Annotated in this window: 17 protein-coding genes and 1 pseudogene; 13 read left to right on the top strand and 5 right to left on the bottom strand. The window is 34.4% G+C overall.

Translation table 11 applies throughout. The features are described 5' to 3' along the window. Window positions 1-45: 45 nt before the first annotated feature. Entirely contained in the window at window positions 46-1065 is a 1020-nt protein-coding gene (locus ACWPWK_RS00770) for a methyltransferase (RefSeq protein WP_244185015.1), read from the bottom strand. Between the two features lie 243 nt (window positions 1066-1308). On the opposite strand from ACWPWK_RS00770, the gene ACWPWK_RS00765 reads away from it, so the two are divergent. The 3 genes from ACWPWK_RS00765 (at window position 1309) to yqfB (ending at window position 3225) form a co-directional block, all read left to right on the top strand. Next, the gene (locus ACWPWK_RS00765) at window positions 1309-1917 is read left to right on the top strand and encodes a DNA-3-methyladenine glycosylase family protein (RefSeq protein WP_109372322.1); all 609 of its coding nucleotides are present in this window, start codon (window positions 1309-1311) and stop codon (window positions 1915-1917) included. 77 nt (window positions 1918-1994) lie between these two features. Continuing rightward, window positions 1995-2843, top strand: a complete 849-nt coding sequence (ada, locus tag ACWPWK_RS00760) for a bifunctional DNA-binding transcriptional regulator/O6-methylguanine-DNA methyltransferase Ada (protein ID WP_109372323.1) — start codon at window positions 1995-1997, stop codon at window positions 2841-2843. A 61-nt stretch (window positions 2844-2904) separates the two neighbouring features. After that, window positions 2905-3225, top strand: coding sequence for a N(4)-acetylcytidine aminohydrolase (yqfB, locus tag ACWPWK_RS00755; protein WP_109372324.1), 321 nt, complete (start codon window positions 2905-2907; stop codon window positions 3223-3225). A gap of 59 nt (window positions 3226-3284) precedes the next feature. On the opposite strand, the gene ACWPWK_RS00750 is transcribed toward yqfB, so the two are convergent. Continuing rightward, complete coding sequence (locus ACWPWK_RS00750) at window positions 3285-5033, bottom strand: ABC-F family ATP-binding cassette domain-containing protein (protein WP_109372325.1); 1749 nt, start codon at window positions 5031-5033, stop codon at window positions 3285-3287. A 464-nt stretch (window positions 5034-5497) separates the two neighbouring features. On the opposite strand from ACWPWK_RS00750, the gene ddlA reads away from it, so the two are divergent. Beyond that, window positions 5498-6598 (top strand): D-alanine--D-alanine ligase, encoded by a 1101-nt coding sequence (gene ddlA / locus ACWPWK_RS00745; protein WP_109372326.1) that lies wholly within the window; start codon window positions 5498-5500, stop codon window positions 6596-6598. Between the two features lie 25 nt (window positions 6599-6623). Next, on the top strand, window positions 6624-7010 hold the full coding sequence (locus ACWPWK_RS00740) for a VOC family protein (protein WP_102086718.1): 387 nt from the start codon (window positions 6624-6626) through the stop codon (window positions 7008-7010). A gap of 57 nt (window positions 7011-7067) precedes the next feature. Here the strand turns inward: ACWPWK_RS00740 and ACWPWK_RS00735 are convergent. Beyond that, window positions 7068-7634, bottom strand: a pseudogene (locus ACWPWK_RS00735) (DMT family transporter); the annotation flags it as partial. A gap of 62 nt (window positions 7635-7696) precedes the next feature. On the opposite strand from ACWPWK_RS00735, the gene ACWPWK_RS00730 reads away from it, so the two are divergent. Next, window positions 7697-7963, top strand: a complete 267-nt coding sequence (locus tag ACWPWK_RS00730) for a hypothetical protein (protein ID WP_162558358.1) — start codon at window positions 7697-7699, stop codon at window positions 7961-7963. Between the two features lie 57 nt (window positions 7964-8020). On the opposite strand, the gene ACWPWK_RS00725 is transcribed toward ACWPWK_RS00730, so the two are convergent. Further along, window positions 8021-9109, bottom strand: coding sequence for an alpha/beta hydrolase family protein (locus ACWPWK_RS00725; protein ID WP_109372329.1), 1089 nt, complete (start codon window positions 9107-9109; stop codon window positions 8021-8023). A 551-nt stretch (window positions 9110-9660) separates the two neighbouring features. Between ACWPWK_RS00725 and ACWPWK_RS00720 the strand changes: the two genes are divergently transcribed. The 4 genes from ACWPWK_RS00720 to ACWPWK_RS00705 all read left to right on the top strand — a co-directional run bounded on the left by ACWPWK_RS00720 (window position 9661) and on the right by ACWPWK_RS00705 (window position 13365). After that, a complete protein-coding gene (locus ACWPWK_RS00720; protein ID WP_244185016.1) occupies window positions 9661-10038 on the top strand; it encodes a lysozyme inhibitor LprI family protein in 378 nt (125 codons plus the stop codon). A 208-nt stretch (window positions 10039-10246) separates the two neighbouring features. Then, the gene (locus tag ACWPWK_RS00715) at window positions 10247-10780 is read left to right on the top strand and encodes a carbapenem self-resistance protein CarG family protein (protein ID WP_109372331.1); all 534 of its coding nucleotides are present in this window, start codon (window positions 10247-10249) and stop codon (window positions 10778-10780) included. Window positions 10781-10997: 217 nt separating this feature from the next. Further along, window positions 10998-11798, top strand: a complete 801-nt coding sequence (locus tag ACWPWK_RS00710; RefSeq protein WP_109372332.1) for a MetQ/NlpA family lipoprotein — start codon at window positions 10998-11000, stop codon at window positions 11796-11798. Between the two features lie 283 nt (window positions 11799-12081). After that, window positions 12082-13365 carry a cystathionine gamma-synthase family protein gene (locus tag ACWPWK_RS00705; RefSeq protein WP_109372333.1) on the top strand — a complete coding sequence of 428 codons (1284 nt, stop codon included), beginning with the start codon at window positions 12082-12084 and terminating at the stop codon, window positions 13363-13365. A gap of 65 nt (window positions 13366-13430) precedes the next feature. Here the strand turns inward: ACWPWK_RS00705 and ACWPWK_RS00700 are convergent, their stop codons facing one another. Next, complete coding sequence (locus ACWPWK_RS00700; protein WP_109372334.1) at window positions 13431-13988, bottom strand: GNAT family N-acetyltransferase; 558 nt, start codon at window positions 13986-13988, stop codon at window positions 13431-13433. Between the two features lie 221 nt (window positions 13989-14209). On the opposite strand from ACWPWK_RS00700, the gene ACWPWK_RS00695 reads away from it, so the two are divergent. From ACWPWK_RS00695 to nifJ, 3 genes are all read left to right on the top strand, one after another. Further along, window positions 14210-15055, top strand: coding sequence for a helix-turn-helix domain-containing protein (locus ACWPWK_RS00695; protein ID WP_109372335.1), 846 nt, complete (start codon window positions 14210-14212; stop codon window positions 15053-15055). Window positions 15056-15186: 131 nt separating this feature from the next. Then, a complete protein-coding gene (locus ACWPWK_RS00690; protein WP_109372336.1) occupies window positions 15187-15723 on the top strand; it encodes a metallophosphoesterase in 537 nt (178 codons plus the stop codon). A gap of 188 nt (window positions 15724-15911) precedes the next feature. Beyond that, window positions 15912-19466 (top strand): pyruvate:ferredoxin (flavodoxin) oxidoreductase, encoded by a 3555-nt coding sequence (gene nifJ, locus ACWPWK_RS00685; RefSeq protein WP_109372337.1) that lies wholly within the window; start codon window positions 15912-15914, stop codon window positions 19464-19466. Window positions 19467-19493: the final 27 nt, after the last annotated feature.

Below are 19493 nucleotides of genomic sequence, written 5' to 3'. Positions count from 1 at the left end.
TAAAGTGGCTTTTTTTTAATACAAACAAATGACCATCTCAATAGATTATTTAATAACAACCTCTAATATTGAGTTATATGTTTCTGTCTTTATCACTTTATTTATTTTTAAATCTGCTTTATCCAATAAAGCTATAAATTCATCTTCTGTACGCTCACCTGATTCTGGGAATGCACTCATGCAAAGAATATCCATATATTTAGCGACATCAGGTATATTCTTCTTAAAAATAACAGGTTCAATAATAAGTACTTTTGAATCTTTCTTCATAGCTTTACGGAAGTTTTTAAATATTTTAATAACACTATCATTATCCCAATCATGGATAATATATTTAATTAAATAGATATCAGATTCAGGATAATCTCCAAATAGATCACCAGGTATTAATTTCCATCGACTATCATCACCTAATTCAACTAATTTGGTTCTTTCTAACACATGCTGGCGATCAAACAACTGTCCTTTTAACGTCGGATTATTCTTTAAGACTTCTAATAATAATCCACCTAATCCTCCAGCAATGTCTGTCACTATTTTATTCTCTGGAAAATTATAATGCTTAATAATAAAATAATTTTCTATTTTTGATAGTGAGCTCATACCCGCTTGAAAATCATGATCTTTTCTTACATTATCTTGCCAGTATTGATAAAAAGACATGCCATATAGATTTTCAAAAGCGGGATTACCTTGAACAGACTCAATGACATCACCTACTGGGCGCCATAACGTTTCATTTGTTAACATTAGCACGGCATCACGTAAGCTATATTTATGATCGCTTAATAAAAACTGTCCTCCTGGAGCAAGAGAATAGCGAGAACCTTCCGATTCATAAAATATACTTTCAGATGCTAACATTCTTAATATTCTATTTAGAACATAGGGGATTGAATTCGTTTTTTTTGCAAGTTCATTTATATCTTTAGGTCCTTCTTTTAATAAATCAGCAATTTTTAATTTAGCTGCAACTCTTAAAGCTGCTGGTATAGTAAAGCACATGGATTTTTTCATTAATTCTAATGCTGCTGACTTATTATTTAAATCTAAACTATTGCTCATGATATTAATCCCCATTATATATAATACATATTGGTTTATAAAATAAGTATTTAGAATGAAGTATAGAATGTTTTTTTAGTTTAGATAAATTTATAAATATTTAATTTCATCGTTTTTAATTGTGATTTTTTATATAATTATTATTAATTACATGAAAATAAAAAAGCAAGAAACGGGGTGTGTGATACCTTAAGCTTCAAGTTATACTGTCATTTATCTAGTATATTTTGATATGAGATAGCTATGTATTTTCAGTATGGCGAGAAAGAGATAAATACTTTAAAAAATCGTGATAAGCGTTTAGCCGCGCTTATTGAAAGAATAGGGGATATTAAACGGCCTCTTACTCCTGATTTATTTACAGCATTAGTTAAAAATATTATTGAACAACAAATCTCAGTTTCTGCTGCCGAAACCGTTAATCTGCGATTACTCAAATTATGTGAGGGGATTTACACACCAGAACGTATTGCAAAATTATCAGAACAAGAGATACAGCAGTGTGGAATAACTATGCGCAAAGCTAGTTATATTATCGGTATTGCTGACGCCGTTATTTCAGAAAGATTAGATTTAAATAAAATTCCTGAGATGACAGATAAAGAGGTTATCGATACGTTAATTCAATTAAAAGGTATTGGGGTTTGGACTGCAGAAATGCTATTAATCTCTTCACTTAATCGGCCAGATATTTTAAGTTGGGGAGATTTAGCTATTCAACGTGGAATTATGCGTCTTTATCGCCATAAAACATTGAATAAAGTACGCTTTGCACGTTATCGAAAACGCTATTCACCCTATGGTTCTACGGCATCGCTTTATCTATGGGCATTATCTAAAGAGCCAGAGTAATTGAGCAACAAACGGAGTTCTTTATTCATTATGTTTGTCAATAATAGCCATAATCCCGCATTTAAAGGACTACCATAATGGAAAGTAAACATAATCAACTTATTGAGCGAGCCTGCCGTTTTATTGAAGAAAATAACGGTGACGTGTCGCTTACCTGTATTGCAGAGCATGTTATGGCAAGCCCATATCATTTCCATCGCTTATTTAAATCAACGATGGGGATCACACCAAAAGATTATGCTAATGCTTATCGTCAAAAATTAATAAAAAAAGCGTTAGTTCAAGATGGCAGTATTACAGATGCGATTTATCAATCAGGCTTCAATGCGAATAGCCGTTTCTATGAAAATGCAACAGCGATATTAGGAATGACGCCAACAAATTGGCGTACAGGTGGTAAGAATATTGCTATCTTTTTTGCTATCGCTCAATGCTCTTTGGGAAATATTCTTGTGGCACAAAGTGAAAAGGGGATTTGTGCCATTATGTTGGGGGATGATGCAGAGCTGTTATTAGAAGATTTGCAAAAACAATTCCCTTTGGCTGAATTAATTGGTGCCAATGAAGAGTTTGAGCAAGTCATTGCACAAGTAATCGGCTTTATTGAATTACCCAAACAACCCTTATCTTTACCTCTTGATATCCAAGGTACGGTATTTCAGCAAAAAGTTTGGCAGGCATTATTAGATATCCCTTTTGGTAGCACGATGACTTACCAAGAAATCGCCGACAAAATTGGAGCACCTAAGGCATATCGCGCTGTCGCTAATGCTTGCGCAGCTAATAAGCTAGCAGTTGCTATTCCATGTCATCGTGTTATTCGACAAAATGGTGAATTATCTGGTTATCGTTGGGGCATTGAACGTAAGGCTAAGTTGCTTCAGACGGAGGTTTTAAATAATACCCTTGAGGGTAAAAAAGAATAAAAAGTAGTTATTGCATGATAAAATAATCAGCAATTTATCAATAAATTTATGAGTCAATATTATGTCGGCAATACCAACAGAAATTACTTTTTTTGAACGTTTGATCCCTTCCATTCTTGAAGAAAAAAAAATGATTACTATCAGAGATGAAAGTGAAAGTAATTACAAACCAGGAAGCATTGTTGAATTATTTGCTAATGAACATCGTACTCATTATGGAAAATTGAAAATCATAGCGGTATCACCTTTACGTTATGATGATATCAATGAGTATCACGCACAACAGGAAGGCATGACACTTCCCGTGTTGAAAGCGCTTATCAAAGATATTTATCCGACAACGAAATCTTTATATCTTATTGAATATCAATTAGTAAAATAAGAATAAATAAAAAAGGATCACAGCGTGATCCTTTTAACTTAAACAAAATCTTATCTATTTTATATCAATTTGAGTGCTTGCTTTAGCTGGTTAATCTCTAATTTCCATTGTGCTTGCAAAGCAGGTTTTTGATGGTTAATTTTACGTGCTAAATCGGCCTCTAATTTCTCTTCTAGCTCAATTAACTTAAAGAGTTTTTCATCATCATCATGATGTGAAACTACTGGAACTGATGAGATATTCTGCAAATTATTGAGTTTATCCACTAGCAGAGTTTCTGGCATTTCTTCTTCGGAGATAAGCTGATAAATCGCTTCAATATCATGGTGTTCTGTTAAAACATCATTATGAATATACCAAAAACGATTACAGCTACTTTCAATCAATTCTCTATCATGGCTAACTAATAAAACACCACCAGGAAATTGGTTAATTTGTTCAGCTAATGCCTTTTTGCCTTCCATATCAATATGGTTTGTTGGCTCATCCAACATTAATAAAGAATAGTTTGCTAAACTCAGGCCAACAAACAATAAACGCGCTCGTTCACCACCACTTAATGTACTCACTTTCTGCCCGTGGCGCGTATAAACAAAGCCAGCACTAATAAGCGCCATTTTTCTCTGTTCATCCGTTATTGGTGCAAAAGGTTTTAACGCATCAGAAAGGGTATCATTATCAACTAATTGAGCAATTTTTTGATCGTAATAACCCAATTCAACTCGGGGATGCAGCTTTATTGCATTTTGTTCACTTATCTCAACTAAACTAAGTGACCAAATCATCTTTAATAATGATGATTTACCTGTTCCATTAGCCCCAATTATTGCTACTCGATCACCACTTTTTATACGCTGATTTTCAACAGTATATAAAACGGGTGTATTTTCAGCAGGAATAACAGCAAGTTGATTTAATTCGCAGAGCCTATCAGCACGTAATGCCGTACCAGAAAACTGTAATACCCACTGATTTTCAGACGCCACTTCAGTTTGCTCATCTTTTAAACGAACAATATGCTTTTCCATCTGTTTAGCTTTACGAGATAAATTCTCGTTATCATAAACGTGTCCCCATATTGCGAGTTGTTTCGCACTTTGGGCTATTCTATCTATTTCTTTTTGCTGTGCATCATAGCGATGTTGTGCACTGATATCTTGCTCTTCTTGTGCAACTCGAGCTTGAGAGCAGGGTAACCGAAATATAGATAGCGACTTATCACGAATAATCCATGTACAATTTGTTACGTTGTCTAATAACGTATTATCATGTGAAACCAGAATGAAGCTACCACGCCACTGTTTTAAAAATGTTTCCAACCATAAAATAGTGGGTAAATCGAGGTGGTTACTTGGTTCATCAAGTAATAATAAATCAGGCTCAATAATTAACGCTCTCGCTAATAATAAACGAGTGTGTTGACCACCACTTAATTGCGAGACAAGGAGATCTTTTTCGTGAAGTTTAAATCCCATTTCACTTAGCAATAATTCAGCTCGCCAGCCTTCAGATGAACTGTATTCTTCAGGTAATTTATGAAGTACAGCATCCATTAAAGTCATTGACTGTAATTCAGTGGGTAAGTGTTGTTCTATATACGCCATAACCGTTTGATTAGCGACAGAAATAACACCCGAACTTGGTGATAATTGATGTGAAAGTAATTTTAATAAAGTACTTTTCCCACAACCGTTATAACCAATTAAACCAATCTTCTCACCTTTAATCAGTGCTAAAGAAATATCATTTAATAATAAACCGTGATTATTATGGAAAGACAGATTTTGTGTAGATAATAATGTGCTCATAGCTTACTCATTCTTTAGGCGTAAAAACGCCTTGGGCAATATCAAGCGATAACCCTGTAAGCTGAGGAGAGGTAATAGTTAACGTCGCTCAGGCAGGTTAACGCAGTAAATTACTGTGAAAGCCTGAGCTGTGGCGATTACCAAAGAAGTGTGAGTATTCAATAAGATCACACAAAAACATAATTAGCCTCCTTCTCTAAGTTTAAAAGTTAATCGGTAGTGTGATTCTATCAAGATAGGGTTACGACATACAATCTTATAAAAGAGGTAAAAGGTGTTATTTTGTGTGTTACCGCTAAGGAAACTCTATAACTTGAAATAGTGATGTTTTAACACTCTAAATCATAGAATTTCATCATTTTATCGTAATTTTTCGCAGATAAGAACTATCCACCTACATTGGGGGTTTTTATCATGATATATTGCTACCTATTCGCTATAGCTGTCCTATAAAAGGTTAGAAAATGAGTAAATTAAGAGTCGCTATTATTTTTGGTGGTAAATCCACAGAACATCAGGTTTCATTACAGTCAGCAAAAAACATTATTAATGAATTAGATCGAACGAAATTCGACCTTTGCTTAATCGGTATTAATGAACAAGGTCAGTGGCATGAATATTCAGAAACTGATTATTTACTAAATAGCGATAATCCTAAAACTATTTCATTAAGCAAACCTTTAAGAGCGGTTGCTATTATTCCTGGTAGTGTAAAAAACCAATTTATTTCACTTGAAGATGGCCAGGCACTACCTCAAATTGATGTTGTATTCCCAATTGTCCATGGTGCGTACGGTGAAGATGGGACGCTCCAAGGCTTATTACACATGATTGATATGCCTTATGTAGGACCAAATATCATGAGTTCAGCAGCTTGTATGGACAAAGATATTACTAAACGCCTACTTGATGGTGCCGGATTAGCGGTTGCGCCATTTATTACTATTATGGCGCATCAAATTAATGATATTCCTTACAATGAAATGGTTCGTCAATTAGGACTTCCTTTATTTATTAAGCCTGCAAACCTAGGTTCTTCTGTAGGAATTAGCAAAGTTAATAATGAAGAAGAATTCAACGCTGCATTAGCAATGGCTTTTGAATACGATCTTAAAGTGATTGTTGAAAGTGCTATTGTAGGTCGTGAAATAGAGTGTGCTGTTTTAGGTAATGAAGATCCAGAAGTTAGCCCTTGTGGTGAAATTGTATTAAACGATGCTTTCTATGCCTATAACACAAAATATATCGATGAAGACGGTGCTAAAGTCGTTGTCCCAGCGGTAATGGAAGAAAATACGAGTGTGAATATTCGCCAAGTTGCATTAAAAGCATACCGTGTTCTTAATTGCTTAGGTATGGCTCGTGTAGATGTGTTCTTAACGCAAGATAATCGTGTTGTGATCAATGAAATAAACACACTACCTGGTTTTACCAATATTAGTATGTATCCCAAATTATGGCAGAGTGCAGGTTTAGGCTATCAATCATTAATTACTAAATTAATTGAGTTAGCACTAGATCACCATAGAAAAACAGCTGTTTTAAAAACGAAGTGTGAACTTTAATTGATGTATAAAAAGTGAGAGCTTGATGAAAATTACACACCTTGATCATTTGGTATTAACGGTTGCTGATATTCAGATGACCTGTGATTTTTATCACCGCGTATTAGGCTTTAACGTTATTACGTTTAAAGAAGGACGCAAAGCACTCACTTTTGGTTCTCAAAAAATAAATCTTCATCAATTAGGAAAGGAATTTCTTCCCAAAGCAGCAAAACCAACCGCAGGTTCGGCTGATTTGTGTTTTTTAACACAAACACCGTTATCAGAGATTATTGAGCATTTAAATCAGCAAGGTGTAGAGATAGAAGAAGGGCCAGTTCCTAGAACGGGTGCAACTGGCGCTATTATGTCGGTTTATTTACGTGATCCTGATAATAACTTGCTTGAAGTTGCCAATTTAATTGAAGAATAAAACACGTTAAATAACCCTATTTAGCGTGTTTTTTTAGTTTCTTAAAGCAAGCTTTAATTAAGCATATTTTCTTGAGCCAGCGACACAAAAAATAACACCAATGGTGACTAACAACATCAATAAATTGACAGATTCATGAAGTAATACAGCGGCTAAACCTAAGCCAAAGAATGGTTGTAATAATTGAAGTTGTCCTACTGCCGCGATCCCACCTTGTGATAATCCTTTGTACCAAAATATAAAGCCAATCAACATACTAAAAAGCGAGACATAGCCTAAGCCTACCCATGCTGAAACACTAATTGTAGCGAGCTCTTCAGGCATAAGAATAAAGCTAAGAATAAGCATTGGAGGTAAAGATACAATTAATGCCCAACATATAACCTGCCATCCGCCTAATGCTTTCGTTAAACTCGCACCTTCGGCATAACCTAAACCACAAACAATTACTGACGCTATCATTAATAAATCTGCACTGATTGATGATACTCCACCTTGAGAAAGGGCATAGCCCATCACCAACAAACTACCAATAATAGAAAAAAGCCAAAAAATAGGGCGCGGCTTTTCACCACCACGTATTACCGCAAAAATTGCCGTAGATAATGGTAATAAAGCTAAAAAACAAGGTTGTTGATAAATTAGAGCGTTTATTACGCAAAGATGCACAGCAGCGATAAAAAATAGTGAGTGAGATATTTGAAGGACTTTCTTATATTCATCATCCAACTTCTTATTTTTTATGGATCCCTTTACCTGAAGAAGTGAGAGCCGATAAAATTGTTGCTTCATTACATCAATTACAAATATCTGTTGCAACCGCTGAACCTTATGCCACAACGACCAATATTCCTCATGCAATTCGTATTGCACTAGCTTCAATTGATATTAATTTATTGCGTGATGCATTAATAAAAATCAGAGAAATCATTGAGTATCAAATTGATTTATAATATATTTTTACACTTTAATGCCAAAGGAAAAACTCTCATTTAGGCGTTATTTACATTTTATTTTAAATTTGTATTCCTATTTTCACATTTAAAATCAATGAAATCAGAAGATATTGTCGTCTCTTCAGTGATCCACGATGTTAAGTAATTTAAAGCATCTGGGGAATAACTATCTTGTCCTTGATAAATGAAAAGCATCTGCTTCCACCAAGGCCATTGATTATCTAACTGGTAATTAAAGAAAGGCGCTTTTAATAAACCATGAGAAGCATTGGGGAATAGGGTGACTGTTTTATCTACATGATTTCCTAATAGTGTTCTATATAAACATGCGTTTTTTGGAGCATCGACATTAAGATCTAACTCACCAAACATAGCCAGTACCCGCCCATTCATGTGCGGTAAATCTTGAGATGAATCACTTAAATAGTTTTGAACAACAAAATAGAAACGATCGTCAGACATATCTCTTTGCGCTGAAATATCATGGTTACCATTAATGCCAAACACACGATCATTTTGTTGCAGTTGCTCTGAGACTCTTCGAGCAATTTCATTATCATCAATATTGTCGGCTTTTAAACGTACTTGCTGATAATAAACGCCTTGAGCTCGCCAATTCACAGCTCCACCAATAATAACGGAAAAATCAGGTTTAGATTGCGTCGCTGCAATAGGGATAACCCATCCAGCCTGTGAAAATCCTAAATAACCAACTTTAATATCTGTATGAGTAAATTTTTTTTGAAGAATTTTTAATGCTATTTGTGCTTCATCTGCTCTATCTTGCATAGATTGAAACAACCAATTTCCTTGGCTCTCTCCTACACCGGCTTTATCCCATGTATACACACCAATGCCAGAATCCAGTAAGCTATTAATTAATGGCAAATATCCACTATTTGAAAAGCGATCTTGAGCACCATCACCATGAACAAAAATAGCAACTGCTTTTATATTATTCTGATTAGGTAAAATTAATGTTCCAGATAAAGTATCTGTTTTAGAAGTAAAATTAATCGGTGTTATCGCTAAGGCATGATCATCCAATTCAAAATCAGAATACTGGCCACGACTAATGATAATCACAAAAAGAAGTACAATAAATCCTAAATAAAACCAAATTGATTTGAAACATTTTTTCATATCTTGAAAAATCCACTATGGGTGTAGACCCGTGAGTAATATAAATAAATCATTTATGTCTCTATTTTATATAATATGTACCAATTAGACTAGTTAGTCTAATTAATTGAATTAATTTTATTAAAATTTGCTTAAATAGGAACTGGTAAGATGAGTTACTTATTAAAGTAAAATTGATTAGATATTTTCAATAAACGTGATTCAATACAAAAAAACAAATAATAGAATATAACTACTATTTTACTTAGTTTTTTTTACAAATGACATTTATTGTTAAAGAAAAAAGATATTGAGTTATCATTTTTTTAAATTTTTATTAAATAGATATTCTCTCTAAACAAAATATCAGTATAATTACTCAAGGTTAAATATTGTTGTCTAAATTGGATTATCTAAAATAGAGTATTTTTTCGTTATCTTCACGTAATTGTCATATAAGAAATATTGCTAAAATGATAAATAGCTTACTTTGTTTTTATCTTTTAAATTAAGTAGTAAAGGAATGAAGTGAATATCTTTAGCGATATTTTTAATCAAAAATGGACGGTGTGATGAAAAAACTTATCCTATTCGGTACAATATCTGGCGGTATACTATTTTGGTCTATACATTTACAAGCAGATAATTTTGATTGTCGAAATGCGGCGACTCAGACTGAAATTAATCAATGTGTATATCAAGATTTTCAGCAAAAAGATGAAGAACTTAACCATATTTATCAACAATATTATGCTAAATTAGACGGTGTTCGAAAAGATCAGCTTAAACAAGCCCAGTTGGTTTGGATTAATTTTAGAGACCTCTCTTGCCAATATGAAGCTGACTATTATCAAGGTGGCAGTTTAGCACCAATGGTATATAGCAGTTGTTTAAAAGATAAAACAAAAGAAAGAATTAGCGATCTTAAAAATTATATTGCTCTATATTAAAGAAAAATGTTTAATCTAAGAAAAATATAACCACTAAAAATATATTCTTTTTATAATAGTCAAATAAGTATAGTGGTTATCATGAAAATAATTTATAAATGATATAAATGTAAATTTTGTATTATTTTGAAACATAAAACCCCTTGACTAATCACTGTTACAAAGTAGTCTGATGTGCAAGTAATAAGCAAAAAAAGAAGTGAATTCAATGAATAATATATTAAAACTTGGACTAGGATTACTTTTTTTATCGTTGCCATTTGCTTCAACAGCAGCAGATATTAAACTCAAATATGGAGTAAATCTTATCGATTTTAATGGTGATGGTGTTCCTGATGTTGTCGTTAAATCTAGACGAGCATTAAATGATTCAACCTCTGTTGATCTGGCAACGGTTTATATCAAAGGAAGTGATCAAAAGGTTTATATTGTTCCGTCCATATATGCTAATGCTTTGAGTCTTTTTAGCAATAAGATTAAAGGTACAGATATCACCATCTCTGATTTCAAATTTATTGAGAAAAAAAATCACGTTGTATTGTTAAGTGCTGAAAAAGTAGGAAACAACCTACAAAAAGCCACGCCAATCCGCTTTTCAAGTTATTCTATTTTAGAAAATAAAAAAGGTGATGAAATTCAATTTAAATGGCAATTTAATAGCTATTGTGTAACTGAATCATCTTATCTTAGCGTAGAAGATGCATATTCTGATAATTGTATAAACAAAATTATTAATGAATAAATCTACAATTAAATAACAAACACATCATATTATGATGTGTTATTTTTTTATTTTATAAAACAACGCATTGTGTAAATATAAATAATATTCCTTTCTTTATATGCATTGGGTACTTGTATCATTTCTCGTTCCTTGTTATTAATCTACTGTTAGGATATTTCTTAATCAAAATGATTTTTATGGCGCTGTTTTATCAAAGTCTGTTTAAGAGGGAGATATGAAGGAAATTATTACAGGTTTACTTCTAGCCTCAATATCACTATTTACTGTATCTTGTTCACAAGAAGATACACATAAAGTAAAAGTGGCAATTAATACAGGGCCTGATCAAGTGATTTGGGATGAAGTAATTCGTTTAGCGAAATTAACTGAAGGGTTAGATGTTGAGATTGTTGCTTTTAATGATTATGTTCAGCCTAATAAGGCATTGAACAATAAAGAAGTTGATGCGAATGTATTTCAATCAATTCCTTATCTTCAAGCTCAAATAAAAGAACATGGTTACCAATTTCATATTGCCAGCAAAACGTATATCTTTCCTTTAGCCGCATACTCTAAAAAAATTAGCGATATAAATGAATTAAAGTCTGGTGATGTCGTTGCAATTTCAAATGAAGTCAGCATGAAAGGGCGTGCCCTTTTATTACTCGCAGAAAACAATCTCATTACTCTTAATGATGATGTTGGTTTCACGCCAACAGTAGATGACATTATCTATAACGCAAAAGAAATCACTTTTGTTGAAGTCGACACACCTAAGCTGACTGAAGCATTAAATGATCCAAATATCACAATGGCTATAATCAACAATAATTTTTCATCTCAAGTTGGGCTCATTGCGACTCGTGATGGGCTGATCTTAGAAACTAAAAACTCACCTTATGCTAATGTTGTTGTTACGCGTGAAGATAACAAAAATGATGAAAATATAAAAAAACTGGTTTCAGTTCTGCATTCAAGACAAATCGAGTTAAAATTCAAAGAAATGTATAAAGGTGATGCGGTAAGAGCTTGGTAACCACCCTTAACTTAAAGGTAAAAAGAGGCGCTCATTCTTTTTATCTTTAAGTTTATCCTACTGTTTTTTCCTTCTTTTTAACTAGAATAATCAACTTTTATCTAGTCAAATTACCTTGATTAAATACCACTCAACAAATAGAACCTTTTATTTAACGTTATTTTTATGTTTAAACGCGTTATGTTTATATAACTACTGGTTTTTATTCTATATAAAACATTCTAACAACATGAATTTTTTTCAGTATGATAAAGATCCTTCATTAAACATAAGAAATAAAAAAATGACTGACTCTCAACTGAAAAAACAATATATCGGCAAGCATAAACTATCACCAGAAACACTAATGATGAGTTATGGCTATGATCCATTACTCTCTGAAGGCTCAGTTAAACCACCTGTATTTTTAACATCCACCTTTATTTTTAAAAGTGCTGAAGAGGGTAAAGCTTTTTTTGATACCGTAAGTGGTAGAAAACCTTTACCAGAAGGTGAAAAAGCCGGTTTAGTTTATTCTCGCTTTAATCAACCTAATAGTGAAATTGTTGAAGACAGACTGGCGGTTTATGAAAATACGCAATCCTGTGTATTATTTTCATCAGGAATGTCCGCAATTACCACAACATTAATGGCATTAACGCAGCCCGGTGATGTTATTTTACATTCACAGCCACTTTATGGCGGAACTGAAACGTTAATTGCCAAAACACTTGCTAAATTTGGGATCCAAGCCACACCATTTACTGATGGGCTAAACCGTTCACTTATTCAAGAACAAGCAGATAAAGCCTGTCAAAAAGGGCGTGTGTCCGTTATTTTTGCAGAAACTCCTGCAAACCCAACTAATTCATTAGTCGATATTGAAGCATTAAAAAACGTTGCTGACCAATTAGAAAAAGCGCAAGGCTATCGTCCTATTATTGTCTGTGATAACACATTACTTGGCCCTGTATATCAACATCCAATAGAACAAGGTGCTGATATCTCAGTCTATTCTTTAACTAAATATGTTGGTGGGCATTCAGATCTAGTCGCTGGTGCCGCAATGGGCTCTCGTGAACTTATTAATCAAATCAGATTATTAAGAGGAGCAATAGGGACACAACTGGATCCGCATTCTTGCTGGATGCTAGGCCGTTCTTTAGAAACGTTACAAATTAGAATGGAAAAAGCCAATCAGAATGCATTATTAGTTGCAGAGTTTCTGCGTGATCATGAAAAAGTAAAAACAATTCATTATTTACCTTTTGCTGATAAAAATTCTATTGAAGCCCAGGTTTTTGCTAAACAATGTACAGGTGCGGGATCAACTTTCTCATTTGATATTTTAGGTGGAGAAAGTGAAGCTTTCCGTTTTCTTAATGCAATGAAAATTTTTAAACTTGCAGTAAGTCTGGGGGGAACGGAATCTCTAGCATGTCATCCTGGTTCAACAACGCATTCGGGTGTGCCAATAACATTACGACATAGCATTGGCATTCAAGACACCACTATTCGTTTATCTATTGGGATAGAAAATCCACAAGATTTAATTGCTGATTTATCCCAAGCATTAGCAAATGCTTAATTAAATTGCCCTGTCAATATTAAAAAACACCAGATAATGTGAATTTCACACTCTGGTGTTTTGTTTTAATAGACCTGTTTTTGGATTTCAATCCACTCATCTTTAGTTAAGCGGCAAATATTTTCAATTTTCACTTCATCTAAAAATTCTGCGTACTGTTCTTCAATGACGTGATGAAATTTAAATCCACATTTTTCTTGTGCTTTTTGTGATTTCTCATTATCAGCGAAATAGCCACACCATAAATTATCTAATTCCAGTGTTTCAAAGCTATACCGACTGATTTCTTTTACGGCTTCTGGTATTAAACCTTTGCCCCAAAATGGAACACCAATCCAATAAGAAACTTCAGCATCATTATCCCCAATCGGGAAATTACTCTCATTTGCGAAAGATAATCCAACTAAGCCGATGACAAGATCATCATCAATTAACGTAACGGCATAAACATCATCACGCATAAATATAGTGCGAATAATTTCGGCACTTTCTTCAACACTTCTATGCACTGGCCAACCTGCAATTGGGCCAACGCGTTCATCTTTTGCATATTGATACAAACTTGACGCATCAGAAAGTTTCCATGGTCGTAATATAAGTCTCTCTGTTTTTAATATTTTCATTTCAATAACTTCTCTTAGTTTTTAAATATTCTGCAAATTATCTTACGTCTTTAAGATGTATGTATTCTAAAGAAAACAACTAAAAAACCGAATGTCATAAAAGAGGTAAAATCGGTACTTTTGACAACTAAATGAGAGGGGATACTTGTTATTACATTCAATATCGTCAAATATAAAAACATAAAGTGGGTTAAGTCAGGAGCAAAAGAGGTAATGGATTTATGCTGAACCAAGTATTGTCACAACTTAATACTTCACCGCAATATGCCATTATGGGTGAAAGTAATATGATGAATGAAATAGGTTATCCTTTACCATTATCCTATATCGTAGTCATGATTTGCTTAGAAGGGAGGGCGGTAATCAATATTAGTTTTCAAAAACAGGTGATCAAAGCGAATGATATTCTTATCTTAGGCGATGATATGATGGCAGTTTTGAGTCAAAAATCAGCGAATTTTCGCTTATTCTATTGTTTTCTCGATAAATCTTTTGCTTCAGAAATTGCTTATTCTCTTTCTAATACTTTATTTGCTTTTCTCCATGACAACCCTATTTGCCACCCACATAAAGAACAATATGAAGCCTTAAATAGATGGATTCAACAACTAATACATATAGATAACAGTTATTCTGAACACAGAAAATTAATGTTAAAAAACCACTTACAAAATCTATTTTTTGCTATTACTGAATCAATACCCGCTCATTTCTCTATCGCCAAAAAAGAATTTACTCGTAAAGAAAAGCTCTGTTGGCAGTTTTGGGAATTGATTGGCAAGCATTGTTTAGCACATAGAGAGGTGGCTTTTTATGCAAATCAGCTTAACATTACACCGTTCTATTTATCTCAAATAACAAAGCAATTCTTTAATGATGCGCCTAAGACTTTGATTAATCGTCAAGTTATCCTTGAAATAAAGGCGTTATTAATGCACACTTCGCTGTCGGTAAATGAATTATCAGTGAAGCTCCATTTTGATGATCCCTCTTATTTATGCCGATACTTTAAAAGAGAAACGGGTAATTCTTTATCTGGTTACCGTAAACAACACCAACGACAATAAAACTAATGATATTGTATTTATTGTTCTATTTTAACTAAAGGAGGCAATTATGTTGAAAAAATATCACTATACAGACCGAGGGAAACTATTTTCTTTAGGTTAAGATTTTTATTACTTATTAAGAATTTACTATGATTTATTTTACTTCTGATACACATTTTTGCCATTCAAATATCCTCAATCTTTGTGATCGTCCATTCAATAGTGTTAGCCATATGAATGATACTTTAATTCATAATTGGAACGCTTACGTCTCCGATAATGATGAAATCTACATTTTAGGTGATTTTCTTTATCGAGGAACAGGGCGAGATGCCAATCAAATCTTGCGCCGATTAAAAGGTAAAAAGTACCTTATCCGTGGAAATCATGACAAGTTTCTAGGCGATCCAGAATTTGATGCATCTGCATTTGAATGGGTAAAAGATTACTTTGAATTGGATTATAAAAAACGAAAAATTGTGATGTTTCATTATCCTATATTGGAATGGGCTGGTTTTTTTCGTGATTCAATTCACTTATATGGTCATGTACACAATTCACAAAAAGATCCAATTCAACGTAAACGTTTAGATATTTTAGGAAAAAATGCAATTAATGTTGGTGTTGATGTCAACGATTTTTTCCCTATTAGCATTGAAACCATACTAAAAAGAACATCGAAATAATCTTATAAAGATATAACTATTATTTAATTCATTGTTAAATAACAATTTTATTTATTTGTCAATGTTGACTAAAATCATCTAATTGGCAAATAAATCGCTCTTGAGCCACAAATACGATAATTCCTTGTAATTAATTTCTGCTAATTTCAAAAGCATAAGAAAAAAGATCAACAACAAAGGTAATTATTGTGAGTCATAAACTGCACCCTTATATCACAACAGATGCTAACCAAGCTGTTGCTTCTATCGCTTATCGCTTAAATGAAGTTATTGCTATTTATCCCATAACACCTAGCTCGACGATGGCAGAATATGCTGATCGTTGGGCAGTTGCTCACCAGCCCAATCTTTGGGGGGATATACCTCGATTAATGGAAATGCAATCCGAAGGCGGTGCGATAGCAACGGTTCATGGTGCATTACAAACAGGTGCGTTAGCCACCACATTTACCTCATCGCAGGGATTATTATTAATGATCCCATCACTTTATAAAATAGCAGGGGAATTAACGCCTTTTGTATTACATGTCGCTGCACGTACTGTCGCAACACATGCGTTGTCTATTTTTGGTGATCATTCGGATGTAATGGCAATACGACAAACGGGCTGTGCGCTACTTTGTGCCAATAGTGTGCAAGAAGCGCAAGACTTTGCGGTGATAGCGCAGATAGCAACGCTCAATAGCCGTATTCCATTTGTTCATTTTTTTGATGGATTTAGAACATCACATGAAATGAATAAAATAATGTCTATTTCTGATGATGAACTCAAACAGCTTATTCCATACTCTGCGATTGAAGCTCATCGGCAACGTGCATTATCGCCAGAATCGCCTGTGATAAGAGGAACTTCCGCCAATCCTGATACTTATTTTCAAGCTAGAGAAGCCTCGAATCCTTGGTATAACAGTGGTTATCAACATGTTGAAGAGGCAATGAATTTATTTGCCAAAGTGACTGGGCGTATTTATCAGCCATTTGAATACTATGGACATCCTCAAGCTACACGAATTATTGTTCTAATGGGTTCAGCCGCAGGTCCTTGTAAAGAAGTTATTGATATGCTCAATACGCAAGGCGAGAAACTCGGCTTACTTTGCGTACACCTTTATCGCCCATTTTCGGCGCGTCATTTTCTTGATGCTATTCCAAATTCAGTTGAGTCTATTGCTGTTCTTGATAGAACTAAAGAGCCAGGCGCACAGGCTGAACCTCTCTATCTTGATGTTATTACGGCATTTGCCGAAGCCTATCATCAAGGTGAACGTGAAATATTGCCTCTGACTATTTCTGGTCGTTATGGATTATCTTCAAAAGAATTCGATCCAGATTGTGTTATGGCTGTGTTTAAAGAATTACAGCAATCTAAACCTAAACGTCGGTTCACTGTTGGTATCTATGATGATGTAACACATTTATCAATTATGCCTATGGATGCCAAATTACCTGAACATCATAAAATTAGCGCACTCTTTTATGGATTAGGTAGTGATGGTTCTGTTTCTGCGACTAAGAATAATATTAATATTATTGGTAACAACACACCGTTATATGCCCAAGGCTATTTTGTTTATGACTCAAAAAAAGCAGGTGGATTAACTGTTTCTCATTTAAGGATCAGTCAAACGCCGATTAACTCAACTTACCTCATTAAACAGGCTGATTTTATTGGTTGTCACCAATGGCAGTTTATTGATAAATACCAAATTGTTGAGAAATTAAAAGTAGGGGGCACACTTCTATTAAATACCCCTTATTCAGCGACAACCGTTTGGGCTAAATTACCTCAAGAAGTTCAAGCGCTACTTATTGAAAAAGAAGCGCGCATCTATGTTATTAATGCTTATAAGATTGCGCGTGGGTGCCAATTAGGCGCACGAATTAATACCATAATGCAAACAGCATTTTTCCACTTAACATCACTTTTCCCTGCCGAAAAGATAAATGATTATCTGCATCAGACAATTATTAAAAGTTATCAAAATAAAGGCGAAGCATTGGTTAATGCGAACTTAATGGCGATTTCACAAACATTGTCTGCGTTAGAGCGCATTCCTGTGGGAGCTGTATTAACCGAAAGCCCTTATAAATCCCCGATTGTTGCTGATAATGCACCTGATTTTGTCAAAACAGTCACAGCCATGATGATAGCAGGGCTTGGTGATAGTTTACCTGTTTCGGCATTTCCACCTGATGGCACATGGCCAACTGGCACAACACAATGGGAAAAACGTAATATTGCTGAATTTATTCCTGTCTGGAAACCGTCATTATGTACACAGTGCAATTATTGCGTTGCCGCTTGTCCTCATGCTGCCATTCGCGCAAAAGTGACCAAGCCTAGCCTGTTAGAAAATGCGCCAATAACCCTTGAAAAACTTCCTGTAAAATCTCGTGAAATGAAAGGGTTAGACTATATTCTACAAGTTGCACCTGAAGATTGTACTGGCTGTAACTTATGCTATGAAGTTTGCCCAGCCAAAGACAGACAAGATCCAAACATCAGGGCGATCAATATGATTGAAAAGCTTGGTGTATTAGAACAAGAAAAACAAAACTTCAATTTCTTCAATCAATTACCTGATTTACATCCTTCTGAATTAGAAAAAATAGATATCAGAACATCACAATTAATTACGCCACTATTTGAATATTCAGGTGCATGTTCTGGCTGTGGTGAAACCGCCTATATTAAATTATTAACTCAGCTTTATGGCGATGAATTATTAATTGCAAATGCCACAGGGTGTTCATCTATTTACGGTGGTAATCTCCCAACCACACCCTATACCACAAACAGAGAAGGTAGAGGTCCCGCTTGGGCTAACTCTTTGTTTGAAGATAATGCCGAATTTGGTCTAGGTTTTCGTCTCACCTTAGATCAGCATAAAAAACGTGTTGAGCGCTTATTAAATCGATTTGCGACAGAAATACCCGCTTCGCTTTATCAAACGTTGACTGATACGAATAATTCTAATCAGGATAAACGCAATGGAATTAATGAGCTATCCACCTTATTAGGTCACAGTAGTGATCCACTAGCCAAAGAGTTACTTCATGATGCGCACTATTTAATGCAAAAGTCTGTATGGATGGTTGGCGGTGACGGTTGGGCTTATGATATTGGTTTTGGCGGACTTGATCATGTATTGAGTAGCGGTGAAAACGTTAATGTACTGGTGTTAGATACACAATGTTATTCCAATACTGGTGGACAACAATCTAAAGCAACTCCAATGGGCGCTATTACTAAATTTGGTGAGGATGGAAAAAACAAAGCTCGCAAAGATTTGGGTATCACCATGATGATGTATGGCAACATTTATGTTGCTCAAATCGCTATTGGTGCTCAAATGAACCAAACTATTAAAGCCATTCAAGAAGCGGAGGCCTATCAAGGACCTTCACTGATTATTGCTTATAGTCCTTGTGAAGAGCATGGTTATGACTTGGCCTTTAGCTATGAACAAATGAAGCAACTGACTGCATCAGGCTTCTGGCCTCTCTATCGATTTGATCCTCGCCGTGAACAAGAGGGCAAAAATCCGTTAATGTTAGATTCAAGAGCTCCTAACCAAGTCGCTTCTGCGGTGTTAAATAAAGAGCAACGTTTTAGTCGACTATTTAAAATCTATCCTGATAAAGCAATGGCATTAGCGAATCAAGCACAACGTAATATTGAGAAGAAATATGCTTTACTTAATCTATTGGCAGAAAAAAGCATAAAGTCAGCGACTGAATAAACTATAAATCCTGCTCGGCTAAAAATC

The organism is Proteus sp. Marseille-Q3619 (genome assembly GCF_965283115.1).
Note: the sequence above shows the minus strand (reverse complement) of the source record. Positions and strands in the feature narration are given on the sequence as shown.

Bases quoted from the DNA above. Each gene is read 5' to 3' on its own strand.
- yqfB (WP_109372324.1), top strand. From the start codon at position 2,905: ATGTCGGCAATACCAACAGAAATTACTTTTTTTGAACGTTTGATCCCT.
- ACWPWK_RS00700 (WP_109372334.1), bottom strand. From the start codon at position 13,988: ATGAAAATATTAAAAACAGAGAGACTTATATTACGACCATGGAAACTT.
- ACWPWK_RS00715 (WP_109372331.1), top strand. From the start codon at position 10,247: ATGAATAATATATTAAAACTTGGACTAGGATTACTTTTTTTATCGTTG.
- ddlA (WP_109372326.1), top strand. From the start codon at position 5,498: ATGAGTAAATTAAGAGTCGCTATTATTTTTGGTGGTAAATCCACAGAA.
- ACWPWK_RS00720 (WP_244185016.1), top strand. From the start codon at position 9,661: ATGAAAAAACTTATCCTATTCGGTACAATATCTGGCGGTATACTATTT.
- ACWPWK_RS00725 (WP_109372329.1), bottom strand. From the start codon at position 9,109: ATGAAAAAATGTTTCAAATCAATTTGGTTTTATTTAGGATTTATTGTA.
- ACWPWK_RS00740 (WP_102086718.1), top strand. From the start codon at position 6,624: ATGAAAATTACACACCTTGATCATTTGGTATTAACGGTTGCTGATATT.
- ACWPWK_RS00690 (WP_109372336.1), top strand. From the start codon at position 15,187: ATGATTTATTTTACTTCTGATACACATTTTTGCCATTCAAATATCCTC.
- ACWPWK_RS00770 (WP_244185015.1), bottom strand. From the start codon at position 1,065: ATGAGCAATAGTTTAGATTTAAATAATAAGTCAGCAGCATTAGAATTA.
- ACWPWK_RS00695 (WP_109372335.1), top strand. From the start codon at position 14,210: ATGCTGAACCAAGTATTGTCACAACTTAATACTTCACCGCAATATGCC.
- ACWPWK_RS00710 (WP_109372332.1), top strand. From the start codon at position 10,998: ATGAAGGAAATTATTACAGGTTTACTTCTAGCCTCAATATCACTATTT.
- ACWPWK_RS00750 (WP_109372325.1), bottom strand. From the start codon at position 5,033: ATGAGCACATTATTATCTACACAAAATCTGTCTTTCCATAATAATCAC.
- ACWPWK_RS00765 (WP_109372322.1), top strand. From the start codon at position 1,309: ATGTATTTTCAGTATGGCGAGAAAGAGATAAATACTTTAAAAAATCGT.
- ACWPWK_RS00705 (WP_109372333.1), top strand. From the start codon at position 12,082: ATGACTGACTCTCAACTGAAAAAACAATATATCGGCAAGCATAAACTA.
- ada (WP_109372323.1), top strand. From the start codon at position 1,995: ATGGAAAGTAAACATAATCAACTTATTGAGCGAGCCTGCCGTTTTATT.